We start from the raw sequence: 16,132 nt of genomic DNA, 5'->3' as shown, positions 1-16,132 counted from the left end.
GATCGCCCGTGGCCCTAGCCAAGCCGGCGCGGAAATGCCAGTGCAGGGCCATGAAACTTGGCAGCATGAAGAGCGGTCGCGACGGGCGGCTGGTGGTGGTCTCGGACGATCTCGCCTGGTGCGCGGACGCGCGCCACATCGCGCCGACCTTGCAGGCGGCATTGGACGATTGGGCGAACGCGGAGCCGGCCCTGCGCCTGCTCGCGACCGATCTGGCGCATGAGGCGATCCCGCGCGAGCGCTTTCACGAACGCGAGGCGGACGCGCCGCTGCCGCGCGCCTATCAGTGGGCGGACGGATCGGCCTATGTGAACCATGTCGAGCTGGTGCGGAAGGCGCGCGGCGCCGAGATGCCGGAGAGTTTCTGGACCGATCCGCTCATGTATCAGGGCGCGTCCGACGAGATGCTCGCCCCCCGCGATCCGGTCCCGCTGGCGGACGAGGCCTGGGGCTGCGATCTCGAGGCGGAGATCGTCGTCGTCACCGGCGACGTGCCGCGCGGCGTCTCCCGCGCCGACGCGCTCGGCCACATCCGGCTGATCGGCCTGGTCAACGACGTGTCCCTCCGGGGCCTCATCCCGGCCGAGCTGGCCAAGGGCTTCGGCTTCCTCCAGTCCAAGCCGGCTTCCGCGCTCTCGCCCGTCTTCGTGACGCCCGACGCACTGGGCGACGCATGGGCGGACGGCAAGCTGCATGGCGTGCTCAAGGTCGACCTCAACGGCGAGCCCTTCGGCCGCGCCGATGCGGGCGTCGATATGACCTTCGATTTCGGCACCCTGATCGCGCATCTGGCAAAGACCCGGAATCTGGGCGCCGGCACGATCATCGGCTCCGGCACGGTCTCCAACAAGGACGCGGACGGCGGCCCCGGCAAGCCGGTGGATCGCGGCGGCAAGGGCTATTCCTGCCTCGCCGAAATCCGCACCGTCGAGACCATCCTCGACGGCAAGCCCGCCACCCCCTTCCTCAAGCCCGGCGACACCGTCCGCATCTGGATGGACGACGCGCACGGCCACCCGATCTTCGGAACCATCGCGCAGGAAGTGGTTTCGGCCTGAATGGCCAGAAAGCCCAAGCCCGGCCTTCCCACCCGCGAGCAGATTCTCGAGTTCCTCCAGTCGTCCGACCGGACGGCGGGCAAGCGCGAGATCGCCAGGGCGTTCGGCCTGAAGGGCAATGAGAAGATCGCGCTGAAGGCACTGCTCAAGGATATGGGCGACGAGGGGCTGATCGACGCCGGGCCGGGGCGCGCCTTCCACCGGTTCGGCGGGGTGCCGAAGGTGACGGTGCTGCGCGTCGTCGACGTGGACGATGCGGGCCGCGCCTTCGCGGTGCCGGAACGCTGGGAGGCGGAGGCGCCGCCGCCCCGCCTGCGCGTGATGGAGCGCAAGGGGCGCGGGCCGGCGCTCGGCGTCGGCGATCGCATCCTGGCGCGCAACGAGGAGGGCCGGGACGGCGGCTGGGTCGCCCATCCGATGAAGAAGCTGCTGAAAGGCAGCGAGCTGCTGCTCGGCGTCATCCATCGGGAGGGCGACAAGCATTGGCTGAAGCCCGTCGAGAAGAAGGAGCGGCGCGAGCTGCCCATTTCCGATCTCGGCGACGCACAGGTCGGCGATCTCGTGCTGGCCGAAAAGACCGGCCGGCCCCCGCGCCTCTCCGCGCGGGTGGACACGATCCTCGGCGATCCCTTCGCCCCACGCAGCTTCAGCCTGATCGCGATCCACAAGCATGAGATTCCGCATGTCTTCCCCGACGCGGTGCTGGCCGAGGCGACGCGGGCGGCCAAGCAGCCTTTGGGGGATCGCGAAGACCTCACCCACATCCCGATCGTCGCGATCGATCCGGCGGACGCGCGCGACCATGACGATGCGGTCTGGGCCGCGCCGGACGACGATCCCGCCAACGAAGGCGGCTGGCAGGCGATCGTCGCGATCGCCGATGTCAGCTTCTACGTCCGCCCCGGCTCGGCTTTGGACAGGGAGGCTCGCAAGCGCGGCAACAGCGTCTATTTCCCCGACCGCGTCGTGCCGATGCTGCCGGAGGAATTGAGCGCCGGCATCTGCTCGCTGAAGCAGGGCGAGGATCGCGCCGCTTTGGTCTGCCATCTCCAGGTGACGAAGGTCGGCGCGCTTAAATCCTGGCGCTTCACCCGCGCTCGCGTCCGCATCGCCGCGAACATCGCCTATGAGGACGCCCAAGCGGCGATCGATGCGGAAGCCGGGCAGGATCGGATCGAAGTGTCTTCGCCGACCTGCGCCATGCCGGAGATCGAGAGCAATGGCCCCGTCCTTCCCGCCCTCGTCCATTCCACCCTGATCCCGCTCTGGGAGTGCTGGCGGGCGCTTTACAAGGCGCGGGCGAAGCGCGCCCCGCTGGAGCTGGACCTGCCCGAGCGCCGGGTGACGCTCGACGAGAAGGGCCGCATCCTCTCCGTCGCCCCGCGCGAGCGGCTCGACGCGCACAAGCTCATCGAGGATTACATGATCGCCGCCAATGTCGCGGCGGCCAAGGCGCTGGAGGGAAGACAAGCCCCGGTCATGTACCGCGTCCACGAGCCGCCGGCGCGCGAGAAGCTGGTCGCGCTGAAGGACTATCTCGACACGTTTGGCCTCGAATTCGCGATGGGGCAGGTGATCCGCCCGGCGACGTTCAATCACATTCTGACGCGGATCGGCGATGCGGATTTCCGCCCGCAGGTGATGGAGCAGGTGCTGCGCACCCAGACCCAGGCCTATTACGCCCCGCGCAACCAGGGGCATTTCGGTCTCGCGCTCGGCTCCTACGCCCACTTCACCTCGCCGATCCGCCGCTATGCCGACCTCCTCGTCCACCGCGCGCTGGTCGGCGCGTATCGGCTGGGCGAAGGCGCGCTGAGCGGTGAGGAGGCCGCGTCGATGGAGGCGACGGGTGAGCTCATCTCCAATCTGGAGCGCCGGGCGATGATCGCCGAGCGCGAAACGATGGACCGCTATGTCGCCGCCTATCTCGCCGATCATGTCGGTCAGGTGCTGCACTGCCGGGTCACCGGCGTGCAGCCCTTCGGCTTCTTCGCGACGGTGGAGGAACTGGGCGGCGACGGCCTCGTCCCGGCGGCTCTGCTGGGCAACGAATATTTCCGTTACGACGAGAGCAGCCACAGCCTGACTGGCGAGGACAGCGGCGAGACCTTCACGATCGGTCAGCGCCTGCCGCTGCGCCTCGCCGAAGCCGATCCGGTGAGCGGCAATCTGCGCTTCGAGCTGCCCGACGGCCCGCGCGGCGGGGAAGAGCGGGCGCGGCCCCCGCGCGGCCCCCGCCGCGACACGGCCGGCCACATGGTCGGCAAGCGCGGCCGGCCCGCGAACATCCGCCACCGGGGCCGTCGCTAGCGGCAGGCCCGCTTCTTTTCGGGCGCGGCATGGGGTAATGGTTCCGGGAGCGTTTCGTTCATTTTCCCGACAGACTGTGTTATATAAATAACACGGCGAATTTCTGGGGAGAGAAAGGTTCCTCGCATGAAGATGCTGTTCCGCTGGCTGGGCTATGCCCTGGCCGGCCTGACCGTTCTGGCGCTCGCCTTCGTCGGCTGGGTCTGGTTCACCTCGGCGCAGGTGCTGGGCGCGCGCCACGAGGCCGCGCCCGAACGCCTCGCCGCGCCCACGCCCGTCCAGCTCGCCGATGCCGGCCGGCAGGCGCGCATCCTCGGCTGCGTGAACTGCCATGGCGAGGGGCTGCGCGGGCGGATGATGGCCGATGTGCCGAACGTCGTTCGGCTCTGGGCGCCCAATCTCAACGAGCTGGCGACGCGGGTCAGCGACCAGCAGCTCGCCCAGGCGATCCGTCAGGGCATCGGGGCCGACGGGCGGGCTTTGTTCGACATGCCGTCCGAAGTCTATGCGCGGCTCACCGATCAGGAGGTCGCCGCCCTGATCGCCTATATCCGCTCGGTGCCGCGCGCCGGGGCGCCGGTGTCGCCGCTCGAATGGGGGCCGATCGGGCGTTTTGCGCTGGCGAGTGGCGGCATTCGCCCCGCAATGGCGATGATCGAGGAATTCCGCGTGACCCGGCCCTACGATCTCGGCGCCGAACATGCGGCGGGCCGCCGGCTCGCCGAGGTTCAGTGCGCCGGCTGTCACGGCCCGGACCTGACGGGCGGGGAGCCGATGCCGGAGGTGCTCGCGCCGGATCTTACCATCGCGGGCGCCTATGACCGGGCGCAGTTCCGTACCCTGATGCGCGCCGGCGTCGCGCCGCACGGCCGCGATCTCGGCCTGATGCGGGAGATCGCCGAGAACGACACCCGGCACTATTCCGACACGGAGATCGATGCGATCCATGCCTACCTCGTCGCGCGGGCGGAACGACTGGCCCGGTAGAGCGTAGGGAGGGGCATGGCCACTCCCCGCGACATCGCCGTCCTTGTCGGCAGCCTGCGCAAGGATTCCTTCAACCGCCGCATCGCTCATATCCTCGCCGACCTGGCGCCGGACCGGCTGAAACTGGCGATCGTCGAGATCGGCGATCTGCCGCACTACGATCAGGACCTCGATCCGGACGAAGCCCCCGCCGCGTGGCGGATGTTCCGCGATCAGGTCCGGCCGGCCGACGGCGTGCTGTTCGTCACACCCGAATATAACCGCTCCATGCCCGGCGTGCTCAAGAATGCGATCGACGTCGGCTCGCGGCCCTATGGCCAGTCGGTCTTCGCCAAGAAGCCTGGCGCCATCGTCAGCGCGACGCCGGGGGCGCTCGGCGCGTTTGGCGCCAACCATCATCTGCGCCAGTCCTGCGTCTTCCTCGACATTCCGCTGATGCAGCAGCCGGAGGCCTATCTCGCCAATGTCGGCGACTGGTTCGACGAGAATGGCGCGCTGAAGGACGGGAAGGCGGTCAGGCTCCTGACCAACTTCATTGCCTGCTATGCGGACTGGGTAGAGAAGATCCTGCGCGGTCCCGGCGAACTGGCCGACGACGCGGCAAGCTGATCTTTGACCGGGGCTTGGAATGTAGGAATTGCTCTGTCAGGCTCGCCGCGATTTGGAGCGCGCCATGACCTTCGCCCTCTCGCCTTGTCTTTCGTTGCGGCCTGAAACTGCTGGCGCGGAAGGGATTCATCCCCGACGTGGCGTCAGGTTCGTCAACTTCCGCGGCGTGCAACGCCGTCGATCCACGTCACAGCTTCGGCAGGGTCACGCCCTTCTGGCCCATATATTTGCCGGCGCGGTCGGCATAGCTGGTCTCGCACGGCTCGTTGCCCTGCAGGAACAGGAACTGGCAGGCGCCCTCGTTCGCGTAGATTTTCGCGGGCAGGGGCGTCGTGTTGCTGAATTCCAGCGTCACATGGCCTTCCCAGCCCGGCTCCAGCGGCGTCACGTTCACGATGATGCCGCAACGCGCATAGGTGGATTTGCCCAGGCAGATGACGAGCACATCGCGCGGCACCCGGAAATATTCCACCGTCCGCGCCAGCGCGAAGCTGTTGGGCGGGATGACGCACACGTCGGTCTTGCGGTCGACGAAGCTGTTGGCCGCGAAATCCTTGGGATCGACGATGGCGCTGTCGACATTGGTGAAGATCTTGAATTCGTCCGCCACGCGCGCGTCATAGCCGTAGGAGGAGAGGCCGTAGCTGATGCATCCCTCGCGCCGCTGCGATTCGACGAAGGGCTCGATCATGCCGTGGGCGTTCGCCTGCGCGCGAATCCAGCGGTCGGAGAGAATGGACATCTAGGCGAGGCCCCGAATCGAACGGGGAAGCGGGCGACGGGTCATGCCGCGTTGGATGCGTGGTGGCCGCCGTGCGAGTCAACCGCCGTCGTCGAGGCCCTGATGTGCAGCACGCAGATCAGGGTGAAGAGCCGCCGGGCGGTGTCGAAATCCATCTCGACCTGGTCCTTCAGCCGCTCGACGAGCAGGGCCGCCGCCTCGTTGTGCAGGCCGCGCCGCGCCATGTCGATCGCCTCCATGCCGCGCGGGCTGTCGGAACGCACCGCCCGGAAATAGGATTCGCAGATCTGGAAATAGTCGCGGATCGGGCGGCGGAAGCGGGCCAGGCCGATGCGGATCGTGTCCAATGCCGCGCCGGCCTCGTCGCCCAGCTCGATCGCAAGCCGCCCTTCCTCGACCCGGAGCATCACCCGGAACGGCCCCGCATGGCCCGCGACGTCGAAATGATTCGCCTCCAGCAGATCGAAGATCGCGATCCGCCGCTCCTGCTCGATATCCGCGCTGCGGCGCAGGATCGACCGCTCGTCCAGCTCGATGGCGATGATGCGCGGATGGCCCATATTGATCTGTTAGCAGGTGCAGCATCGCTTATCCACATCAGTTCCACAGGGTTGCTGGCTTGAGCGCCGCGGCGGAAGGGTCCAATGAGTCGGGCATGGCCCAACCCTCGTTCAACGTCGTCGAATCCGAGCCCGCGACCCAGTCGCTCCCGCACAATGTCGAGGCCGAGGCGGCGCTGCTCGGCGCGCTGATGATCGACAACCGGCTGGCCGAGGACATCCAGATTCGCCTGCGCCCGGAGCATTTTTTCGAGCCGCTCCACGCGCGCATCTACGATCAGATATTGCGCCTGCTCGACAGGAACATGATCGCCAGCCCCGTCACGCTGCGCCCTTTGTTCGAGGCGGACGAGCAGATGAAGGAGCTGGGCGGCCCGGCCTATCTGGCGCAGCTCACCGGCTCCGGCTCCGCCACCGTGATCGGCGCGCGCGATTTCGCCGACCAGATCTACGATCTCGCGCTGCTGCGCGCCCTGGTCGGCGTCGGGCGCGAGATGGTCGAGCAGGCGCTCGACACGTCGGACGAGGTCGATCCCAAGGGCCAGATCGAGAGTGCCGAGGCCGCGCTCTACCGCGTCGCCGAGGAAGGGGGCGGCGAGGGCTCGGTGAAGAGCTTCGCGACAGCCACCCGCATGGCCGTCCAGATGGCGGAAAAGGCGCTCAATTCCGGCGGCGGCCTCTCCGGCCTCACCACCGGCCTGGAGACGGTCAACGCCAAGACCGGCGGCCTGCACGGCTCCGATCTCGTCATCCTCGCCGGCCGCCCCGGCATGGGCAAGACGGCGCTCGCCACCAACATCGCCTTCAACACCGCGCGGCGCTGGCTGCAGGACGAGGAGGACGGGATCGATCCGGCCAAGCGCGCCGGCGCCGGCATCGCCTTCTTCAGCCTCGAAATGTCGGCCGACCAGCTCGCCACGCGTATCCTCGCCGAGAATAGCGGGATCAGCTCCGAAGCCCTGCGCATGGGCAAGATCAGCCAGCACGATTTCCGCAATCTCGCCCGCGCCGCCGCCGAGCTGGAGACGCTGCCGCTCTATATCGACGACACGCCCGGCCTCACCATCGCGGCGTTGCGCACCCGCGCCCGGCGGATGAAGCGGCAGAAGGGGATCGGCCTCGTCATCGTCGATTATCTCCAGCTCCTCCAGGGCACGGGACGGGGCAACAACGACAATCGCGTGCAGGAAATCTCCGAAATCTCGCGCGGCCTGAAGACGCTCGCCAAGGAGTTGAGCGTGCCGGTGCTCGCCCTCTCCCAGCTCAGCCGCGCCGTCGAGCAGCGCGAGGACAAGCGCCCGCAGCTTTCGGACCTGCGCGAATCCGGGTCGATCGAGCAGGACGCCGACATGGTCTGGTTCGTCTATCGCGAGGAATATTATGTCGCGGCGCGCGAGCCCAAGCGGCCGATCGAGGGCGACGATTCCAAGGTCTGGGAAGCGCATGAGGAATGGCAGCGCGACATGCAGCGCGTCTACCAGATGGCCGAGATGATCGTCGCCAAGCAGCGCCACGGCGCCACCGGCAAGGTGCGGCTGAAGTTCGACGCGAAGATCACCCGCTTCTCCGACCATATCGACGCGGACCACCTTCCGGAATTGCGCGGCTGACCCGTCGGCGCGCGCGCGAAAACGTGCGCTCCGCGCGGTGGATTGTGGGAACCGGCCCGGGCGGCGGGCGTTGCCTTCCTGTAACGAATGGAACCCGAGGGGTGCTTTTCGCATGGATCAGGAAGGGCGGCATATCAGCAAGACAGATGCGCGTGCGGGATCGACCCCGCATGTGACGCGCTACGTCCTTGGCTGGGGTCTGGCCTTGGTCACCGCAATCTTCCTGATCCTGTTGTTTGTCTGGCGATAAGGTCTATCCTGACCTTGGGGTGTCGATGCCGCAGGTTGCATCTACGGCCCCTTGTCGCGTTGGTATAAGGGCGGATTGATGGCGGGCGTGAAGCCGGCAAGCTACGGAGACGGCAAGGGCGGCGCCGAGACGGTGCCGCTGACCGACTCTGAGTTCAAGCAGCAGCTCACTCAGGTCATCCCGCATCTGCGTGCCTTCGGCCGTTCGCTGTCGGGCAGCCGCGACCTGGCCGATGATCTGGTGCAGGAGACGCTACTCAAGGCCTGGGCGGCGCGCAAGCGTTTCCAGGCGGGCACCAACATGCGTGCCTGGACCTTCATCATTCTGCGCAACCTGTTTCTGAGCCAGATGCGCCGCGCCCGCTTCAAGGGCGAATGGGACGAAATCACCGCGTCCAAGCTGCTCGCCGCGCCGGCGAGCCAGGACCGGCATATCGAACTGGGCGACATGCAGCGCGCGCTGATGCACCTGCCTCAGCCTCAGCGCGAGGCGCTGATCCTGGTCGGCGCGGGCGGCTTCGCCTATGAGGAAGCGGCCGAAATCTGCGGCTGCGCGGTCGGCACGATCAAAAGCCGCGTGGCGCGCGGTCGGGTCGCGCTGGAGACGCTGCTCGCCGGCAGCGATCTGCCGTCGCGGCGGGACGCTCCGGTCAGCGGCAAGACGGCGCTGCAGACGATCATGGGCGCGGTCGACGAGCTCAGCCGCGATCGCGAAGCCGCCGCCAAGGATTGATCCGTCGATCGCGGATCAATCGAGCCGGGCGAGCAAGTCCTCAAACTGCTTGAGCGAACGCGTTTCGCCGTTCATGTGAAAGGCGCGGCGCAAGGCGGCGCCCAGGCCGGCATGTTCAGCCGGCGGGATCACCCGCTCGAAGCGCCGGAGGGAACCGCCCTTCATGGCCAGATCTTTCGCATTCACCTTTTCCACGCTGGCCCTAACGTATGTTGCGGGCTCGGGTTGCAAAGGTTGCGGAGCGTGAACATCACGCGGCCGCCGACTGTGGCATGAAAGCGACAGGCGCACATGAGCCGCGGAAGACCGATTTCGGTGCGGCGCTGGCGCGCGGACGCGCTCACTCGCCCTTCCTGCGCTTCCTGATCGAACGCCATCCCGCGGTAACGGATGCGCTCGCGGCCGGCGATATCGCCGCCGCGCTCGATCTTGCCCGGGCGGCGGCGGGGGCCGACGTCTTGGCGGCGCTGCGACACGAACGCGGCGCGCTGGCGCTGGCGCTGGCCATCGGCGATCTCGCCGGCGCGCTGACTTTGGGCGAAGTGACGGGCGCGCTGTCCGATCTTGCCGATCGGACGCTGGAACGGGCGATGGCTGCGGCGATTGCGGAGCGCACGCCGGACGGGAGCCCAAGCGGCTTCGCTGTGATCGCCCTTGGCAAGCTGGGCGGCCGCGAGCTCAATTATTCGTCGGACGTGGATCTCATCTATGTCTACGATCCCGCGACCCTGCCGCGAAAGCCGCGCGAAGAGCCGGATCAGGCGGCGGTCCGCATCGGCAACCGGCTTACCGAAATCGTCCAGCAGCGTACCGGCGACGGTTATGCCTTCCGCGTCGATCTGCGCCTCAGGCCCTCGCCCGAGGTGACGCCGATCGCGCTGCCGGTGGATGCTGCGATCGGCTATTACGAATCCTCGGCCCTCCCTTGGGAGCGCGCCGCCTTCATCCGCGCCCGCCAGGCCGCGGGCGATCCCGTGCTGGGCCGCTATTTCCTCGACGCGATCCATCCCTTCGTCTGGCGCCGCAGCCTCGATTTCGGCGCGATCGGCGAGATTCAGGCGATGACGCGGCGCATCCGCGACCATTATGCGCAAGGGCAGACATTCGGGCCGGGCTACGATCTGAAGCGCGGACGCGGCGGCATTCGAGAGATCGAGTTCTTCGTCCAGATCCACCAGCTCATCCATGGCGGCCGCGAGCCGGGCTTGCGCACGCCCGACACGCTGGCGGCGTTGGCGGCGCTGGCGGCCGCCGGGCGGATCGAGGCGGCGGAAACCGGGGCACTCGCCGCGGCTTATCCGCTGCTGCGCACGATCGAGCATCGCCTCCAGATGGTCGACGATCGCCAGACGCACAGCCTGCCTCGCGATGCCGAGGCGCTGGACAATGTCGCGCGGCTGCACGGTCTGGACGACGGCGCCGCGCTGCTCGACCTGATCGCACCCCATGTCGAGCGGGTCGGCGCCGCCTATGACGCGCTCGGCGACGCGGGCGAACGCCGGCTGCCGTCCGATCCGGACTCGCTGGAGACGAGCCTGGCCGAGGCGGGTTTCGCAGAAGCCGGGGCGGCACGGGCGCGGATCGAAGGTTGGCGCTCCGGCAAGGCGCGCTCGCTCAGGACGCCGGCGGCGGTCGAGGCGTTCGAGGCGATGCTGCCGGTGCTGATCGACGCCTTCGCCGACGCACCCGATCCGATGCGGGCGATGAACCGCTTCGACGATGTGGTGGAGAAGCTCCCCAGCGGAATCAACCTCTATCGGTTGCTGGAGGCGCGGCCCGGGCTCACCCAGCATCTCGGCGCCATTTTGAGCCACGCGCCGGCGCTCGCCGACCAACTGGCGCGGCGGCCCGAATTGCTCGACGGGCTGATCGACGCCAGCGCTTTCGCGCCGGCCAGGGGCGTGGACGCGCTGGCGGCGCGTTTCGCCCGGTCGGACCGGGCGGACGAGGACTATCAGCTCTTCCTCGATCGCGTCCGGCGCAGCGTCAACGAGGCACGCTTCGCGCTCGGTGCCCAGATCGTGCTGGCGCGGACCGATCCGATCGATGCGGCGCGCGGTTATGCGCGAGTTGCCGAGGCGGCGATCGGGGTGCTCGCCGATGCCGCGATCGCGGAGTTCGAAAAGACGCATGGCCGCGTGCCGGGCGCTGAGCTGATGATCCTCGGCCTCGGCCGGCTCGGCGGCGGTGCGCTCACCCACGCCTCCGATCTCGATCTCATCTACCTGTTCAGCGGCAGCCACGAAGCGGAATCGGATGGACCCCGGCCGCTGCGCGCCACCGATTATTTCAACCGCCTCGCGCCGCGCGTCACCGCCGCACTCAGCGTGCCGACCGCGGCCGGGCCGCTCTACGATGTCGACACCCGGTTGCGCCCCTCTGGCGCGGACGGCCTGCTCGCCATTTCGGCGGCGAGCTTCGGGGACTATCAGCGCGACAAAGCCTGGACCTTCGAGCATATGGCGTTGACCCGGGCGCGGCCGCTTTACGGCCCGGTGGACGCTTGCCAGGCGCTGGATCGCACGATCGGTGGTATCCTGCGGATGGATCGCGATCCCGCCACCGTCCGCGCCGCTGCCGTGCGGATGCGCATCGAGATCGCGCGGCACAAGCAGCCCAGAGGTCCGTTCGACATCAAGCTGGGGGAAGGCGGGCTTGTCGATCTGGAATTCGCCATGCAGGTGCTCCAGCTCGTCCATGGGGAGGGGCTGCACACCGATGCGGGCGCGGCGATCGACGCGTTGGCCGCAGCCGGACTCGTGCCGGAGGGCATAAGCGATGCATGGCGGCTGCTCACCCGGATGCTGGTCGTGTTGCGGCTGGTGGCGCCCGATTCCGCCGAGCCTGCCGCCGCCTCGCATCAGCTTGTCGCGAGGGCGTGCGGGCTGGAGAACTGGCAGGAACTGCTTGCCGCGCACGATCGCGCACGGCAGACCATTGGCGCGTTGTGGCGCGCGGTCGCCGGCGAGGAGGCTGAACATGTTGCGTGAAGGCGATCTGGTGCCGGACGTGAAGCTGGGCGGCATGGCTGGCGAAACGGTGAGCCCGGCCGATTTCAGGGGGCACAAGCTGATCCTCTATTTCTATCCGAAAGACGATACGACGGGCTGCACCCGCGAAGCATTGGATTTCAGCGCGCTTGCCGGAGAATTCGAAAAGCAGGGGACGTGGATTCTCGGCGTTTCGAAGGACAGCCCGGCCAAGCACCGCAAGTTCACCGACAAGCACGGCCTCAAGGTCCGCCTCGCCAGCGACGAGGACGGCACCGCCTGCGAGGCGTTCGGCACCTGGGTCGAAAAAAGCCTCTACGGCCGCAAATATATGGGGATCGACCGGGCGACCTTCCTGATCGACCGCGACGGGACGATCGCGCGCATCTGGCGCAAGGTGAAGGTGCCCGGCCATGCCGAGACGGTGCTGGAGGCCGCGAGGGAGCTGCCGTGAGCACCCCCCGCCGCGTCCGGGAACGCCGCGGTCGCCGGCCCGTTGTCGCATGGATGACGCGTCCCTATGTCCTGGCCGGTGTCGGCGGCGGCCTGTTGCTGGCCGTGCTGGCCGGCGTCAATCTCGGCAATGCCGCCGTCGAAGGGATCAATCCGGCTTATTACGCGACGCCAGCCGCGCCGCGCCCGAGGGTTGCGCCCGAGGCCCCTTATCCGGCCACCCTGGCACGCCAGACGCCGAGCTATGGCGAGCTCTACGGATGGGATGCCGGCGAAATGGCCCGGACCGTGGCGTGTGGCGAGGCGTGCGATGAAGACGGCGGCTATTCCGCGCACGTTCCCTATTTCGGCAGCCGCGAAGAACTGGCCGAGGCGCAGCGTGCCGCGCGCACGGCGATCGACGACGCTTTCGCCAAGGCCGATGCGGATGCGCGCAAGCCCGCGCCCGCCGAGCCGCTTTTGGTCGAAGATGCGGTTGCCGACGACGATCAGGAATAGACGATGCGCACCTGCGCGGCCGCTTCGGCGGCCGCTCGCCGCGCGGCTTGCGTATCGCTCGACCGCGCCAGCGCCACGCCCATGCGCCGATACGGCCGCGTGACCGGCTTGCCGAAAATGCGGACGTCCACTGCGTCGGCCCCGCCCGGCGCCAGGGCGTTCGCCAGCCCTTCATAAGTGAAGCCGTCGGCGTTTCGATCGGCCAGGATCACCGCCGAGGCGGAGGCGCCGTGGAGCCGGATTGCCGGGATCGGCAGGCCCAGGATCGCGCGGGCGTGGAGATCGAATTCGCTCAGATTTTGCGAGATCAGCGTAACCATGCCGGTGTCGTGCGGACGGGGCGACAGCTCCGAGAAGATCGCCTCTTCGCCCTTCACGAAGAATTCGACACCGAAAATGCCGTGGCCGCCGAGATCGTCGACCACCTTGCGCGCCATCTCCTGCGCTTGGGCCAGCGCGGCATCGGACATCGCCATCGGCTGCCAGCTTTCCTGATAGTCGCCGCGTTCCTGCCGATGGCCGATCGGCGGGCAGAACAGCACGCCGTCGCGGGTACGGACGGTCAGCAGGGTGATCTCGTAATCGAAATCGACGAACTCCTCGACGATCACCCGGGGCCGGTCGCCGCGCATGTTGGCGACGGCATAGCCCCACGCCGCTTCCAGCTCCGCCGCGTCGCGCACCGTGGACTGGCCCTTGCCGGACGAGGACATGACCGGCTTGATGACGCAGGGCAGGCCGGTGTGATCCGCCCCGGCACGCACTTCGTCCAGGCTCTCGGCGAAGCGGTAGCGCGAGGTGCGCAGGCCCAGAGTCTCGGCGGCGAGCGCGCGGATCGCGTCGCGGTTCATCGTCATCTGGGTGGCGCGCGCCGAAGGCACGACATGCCAGCCCTCCGCCTCCAGCGCGACCAGCTCCTCGGTGCGGATCGCCTCGATCTCCGGCACGATATAGTCCGGCCGATGCGTCTCGACCGCCGCGCGCAGCGCCGCCGCGTCGAGCATGGAGAAGACCTCGCAGGCGTCGGCGACCTGCATGGCGGGCGCCCCCGCATAGGAATCGCAGGCGACGACCTGCGCCCCGAGCCGCTTGGCGGAGATGACGAACTCGCGGCCCAGCTCGCCCGAGCCCAGCAGGAGGATTTTGGCGGTGAAAGTCATGGCCGAGCCGGGTACAGCGCCCGGCGTGACGAGGGAAGAGGCATGACGAGCATCGCCGAGGCCTGCCGGGATGTGCTGCTGGCGGCGGCGCCGGCCGCGAAGGTGAAGGCGGCGCGGGCGGCGGCGCGCGCGTGGCGGCGCGGCGATCTGGCGCACCGCTTCGACGCGGCGATGCCCGATCGGCCGGCGCGGCCCGCTTGCCCCGAATTGCTGCCGCCCAACCGGATGCCGAAGCGCGGCAAGGCGGGATCGGTGCGCAGCCGGATCGCGCTGCTCCATGCGCTCGCCCATATCGAGTTCGGCGCGATCGACCTTGCCTTCGACATGGCCGGGCGGTTCGGCGCCGGCCTGCCGCTCGCCTTCGTCGACGACTGGATCGGGGTGGGCGCGGACGAGGCGATGCACTTCGCCCTGCTCGACCGGCGGCTGCGGGCGCTGGGGTCGCATTACGGCGCGCTGCCGGCGCATGACGGGTTGTGGGAGGCGGCGACCGAAACCGCGCACGATCTCCTCGCCCGGCTCGCCGTCGTGCCGATGGTGCTGGAGGCGCGGGGGCTGGACGTGACGCCCGCCACGGTGGCCAGCTTCGAGCGAGCGGGGGACAACCGCTCCGCCGCGATCCTGACCCGCATCTATCGCGACGAAATCCGCCACGTCGCGGCGGGCACGCGCTGGTTCTCATATGGCTGCGAATCTGCGGGATTCGTGCCGGTTCCGCACTGGCATGAATTGGTTCGGCGACATTTTCGGGGCGCCGTTAAGCCGCCGTTCAACGACTCAGCGCGCGACGAAGCCGGTTTGTCCCGCGATTACCATCACGGGCTTGCCGCCTCCGACTTTCATTAACATTCTCCGGCCACACGCTTGGGGTGGGCACCTTCCGGCGTCTGTAGCGGGGCGGTTGCCCATGATTTCAACGCGGTCGCCGAGCGTGGCCGAGCCGGCCCGGGTGGACGGGCCGACCGGGGAAGATGATGACGAATTCGACTGTCACGGCCAACGCTGGGATCGCCGCGAGGTTCCGTGACATCTTCAAGCCGCGTGACATTTTCCTTCACGATGGCAAGAGCCTGCGCCGTTTCACGATCGGCGCGCGGGTGCAGATGGCGGCGGCTTTCGCCGCCATTGTCGTTTTGGCCTGGTCCGCTTTCGCGACCTTCCAGGCGATCGCCGCGATGAACGGCGACGTGGCGCGGATGCAGAGCCAGGTCGCGCAGATGGAGGCCGACCTCGCCGAGATGCGCGCCCGGACCCAGGATCATGCGGCCCTGCTGGAGCGCCGTCAGGCCTTCCTCGCGCAGATGCTGTCGGGCGAGGCCGATGCCGATACGCTCGCGACGCTGCTGCCGGAAACCGGCGAGACCCCGGACAATCCGCTGGCCGAAGCCTATGCCGGCATTGAGGGCCGGCAGCATGAGCTGGCCGAGCAGGCCAAGCACGCCAATCAGGCCCGCTATCGCGAGACCGCCCAGGCGGTGCGCGAGCTGGGCCTCAATCCGGCCCGTTTCCACCGCGCTCGCGGCGGCGTCGGCGGCCCGCTCGAGGAGGTCGACAGCGCCGATCCGCAGTTCCGCGAGCTGTTCACGAGCTGGCGCCGGCTGGAGCAGCTCGAGCAGGGCGTGGTCGCCATTCCCTCCGCCCGTCCGGTGCGTGATTCGATCCGCTTCACCAGTGCTTTCGGCGTCCGCTCCGATCCCTTTCGCGGCCGCGCCGCCATGCATGGCGGCATCGATCTCGCCGGCCCGGTCGGCACGCCGATCTACGCCACCGCCGACGGCATCGTTCAGCGTTCCGAATATAATCGCGGCGGCTACGGCAATCTGGTCGAGATCAATCACGGCCAGGGCATCCAGACCCGCTACGGCCACCTGTCGCGCCTGATCGCCCAGCCGGGCCAGCGCGTCCGGCGCGGCGATCTGATCGGCCTGATGGGCTCGACGGGCCGCTCGACCGGCAGCCACCTCCACTACGAAGTCCGCATCGACGGCCGCGCCGTCAATCCGATCCCCTTCATGCAGTCCAACGAGACGCTGCTCGCGTTGCAGGAGCGGGTCGATCGCGAGCGCCCCGTGCCGGCGATGGCGATCGGCGGCCCGGTCGGCGGATCGCGCTGAGCGTCACGAAACAGGGCTAGGGAGAGCCTGAAAGAAGGGCCCCGTTCTCGCAGTAGGAC

16 protein-coding genes are annotated in these 16,132 nt (G+C 68.4%); 12 read left to right on the top strand and 4 right to left on the bottom strand.

The window, feature by feature from the left end; all coding sequences use genetic code 11:
• Window positions 1-50: 50 nt before the first annotated feature.
• From KF780_13815 to KF780_13800, 4 genes are all read left to right on the top strand, one after another.
• Entirely contained in the window at window positions 51-1,058 is a 1,008-nt protein-coding gene (locus KF780_13815) for a fumarylacetoacetate hydrolase family protein (GenBank protein ID MBX3562877.1), read from the top strand.
• A complete protein-coding gene (locus KF780_13810) occupies window positions 1,059-3,368 on the top strand; it encodes a VacB/RNase II family 3'-5' exoribonuclease (GenBank protein ID MBX3562876.1) in 2,310 nt (769 codons plus the stop codon).
• A 126-nt stretch (window positions 3,369-3,494) separates the two neighbouring features.
• A complete protein-coding gene (locus KF780_13805; protein ID MBX3562875.1) occupies window positions 3,495-4,355 on the top strand; it encodes a c-type cytochrome in 861 nt (286 codons plus the stop codon).
• A gap of 15 nt (window positions 4,356-4,370) precedes the next feature.
• On the top strand, window positions 4,371-4,964 hold the full coding sequence (locus KF780_13800; protein MBX3562874.1) for an NAD(P)H-dependent oxidoreductase: 594 nt from the start codon (window positions 4,371-4,373) through the stop codon (window positions 4,962-4,964).
• Window positions 4,965-5,151: 187 nt separating this feature from the next.
• On the opposite strand, the gene KF780_13795 is transcribed toward KF780_13800, so the two are convergent.
• Window positions 5,152-5,706, bottom strand: coding sequence for a dCTP deaminase (locus KF780_13795; protein ID MBX3562873.1), 555 nt, complete (start codon window positions 5,704-5,706; stop codon window positions 5,152-5,154).
• Between the two features lie 41 nt (window positions 5,707-5,747).
• Entirely contained in the window at window positions 5,748-6,266 is a 519-nt protein-coding gene (locus tag KF780_13790) for a UPF0262 family protein (GenBank protein ID MBX3562872.1), read from the bottom strand.
• 95 nt (window positions 6,267-6,361) lie between these two features.
• Here KF780_13790 and KF780_13785 point away from each other — a divergent pair, with 95 nt between their 5' ends.
• The 3 genes from KF780_13785 to KF780_13775 all read left to right on the top strand — a co-directional run bounded on the left by KF780_13785 (window position 6,362) and on the right by KF780_13775 (window position 8,858).
• The gene (locus KF780_13785) at window positions 6,362-7,876 is read left to right on the top strand and encodes a replicative DNA helicase (protein ID MBX3562871.1); all 1,515 of its coding nucleotides are present in this window, start codon (window positions 6,362-6,364) and stop codon (window positions 7,874-7,876) included.
• 112 nt (window positions 7,877-7,988) lie between these two features.
• Complete coding sequence (locus KF780_13780) at window positions 7,989-8,126, top strand: hypothetical protein (protein MBX3562870.1); 138 nt, start codon at window positions 7,989-7,991, stop codon at window positions 8,124-8,126.
• 78 nt (window positions 8,127-8,204) lie between these two features.
• On the top strand, window positions 8,205-8,858 hold the full coding sequence (locus KF780_13775; protein ID MBX3562869.1) for a sigma-70 family RNA polymerase sigma factor: 654 nt from the start codon (window positions 8,205-8,207) through the stop codon (window positions 8,856-8,858).
• 15 nt (window positions 8,859-8,873) lie between these two features.
• Here KF780_13775 and KF780_13770 read toward each other — a convergent pair whose 3' ends face one another.
• Entirely contained in the window at window positions 8,874-9,023 is a 150-nt protein-coding gene (locus KF780_13770) for a hypothetical protein (protein ID MBX3562868.1), read from the bottom strand.
• Window positions 9,024-9,130: 107 nt separating this feature from the next.
• Between KF780_13770 and KF780_13765 the strand changes: the two genes are divergently transcribed.
• From KF780_13765 to KF780_13755, 3 genes are all read left to right on the top strand, one after another.
• Entirely contained in the window at window positions 9,131-11,848 is a 2,718-nt protein-coding gene (locus KF780_13765; GenBank protein MBX3562867.1) for a bifunctional [glutamine synthetase] adenylyltransferase/[glutamine synthetase]-adenylyl-L-tyrosine phosphorylase, read from the top strand.
• Window positions 11,838-12,302 carry a peroxiredoxin gene (locus KF780_13760; protein MBX3562866.1) on the top strand — a complete coding sequence of 155 codons (465 nt, stop codon included), beginning with the start codon at window positions 11,838-11,840 and terminating at the stop codon, window positions 12,300-12,302. Before KF780_13765 ends, KF780_13760 begins: the two co-directional genes overlap by 11 nt.
• Window positions 12,303-12,397: 95 nt before the next feature.
• Window positions 12,398-12,799, top strand: coding sequence for a hypothetical protein (locus KF780_13755; GenBank protein MBX3562865.1), 402 nt, complete (start codon window positions 12,398-12,400; stop codon window positions 12,797-12,799).
• Here the strand turns inward: KF780_13755 and purT are convergent.
• Entirely contained in the window at window positions 12,790-13,959 is a 1,170-nt protein-coding gene (gene purT / locus KF780_13750) for a formate-dependent phosphoribosylglycinamide formyltransferase (GenBank protein MBX3562864.1), read from the bottom strand. The two genes, KF780_13755 and purT, sit on opposite strands and share 10 nt — an antisense overlap.
• Window positions 13,960-14,001: 42 nt before the next feature.
• On the opposite strand from purT, the gene KF780_13745 reads away from it, so the two are divergent.
• Complete coding sequence (locus KF780_13745; GenBank protein ID MBX3562863.1) at window positions 14,002-14,805, top strand: ferritin-like domain-containing protein; 804 nt, start codon at window positions 14,002-14,004, stop codon at window positions 14,803-14,805.
• A 128-nt stretch (window positions 14,806-14,933) separates the two neighbouring features.
• Complete coding sequence (locus KF780_13740) at window positions 14,934-16,073, top strand: M23 family metallopeptidase (protein MBX3562862.1); 1,140 nt, start codon at window positions 14,934-14,936, stop codon at window positions 16,071-16,073.
• Window positions 16,074-16,132 lie beyond the last annotated feature (59 nt).

Source organism: Sphingomonas sp. (assembly GCA_019635535.1).
Classification (GTDB): Bacteria; Pseudomonadota; Alphaproteobacteria; order Sphingomonadales; family Sphingomonadaceae; genus Allosphingosinicella.
Note: the sequence above shows the minus strand (reverse complement) of the source record. Positions and strands in the feature narration are given on the sequence as shown.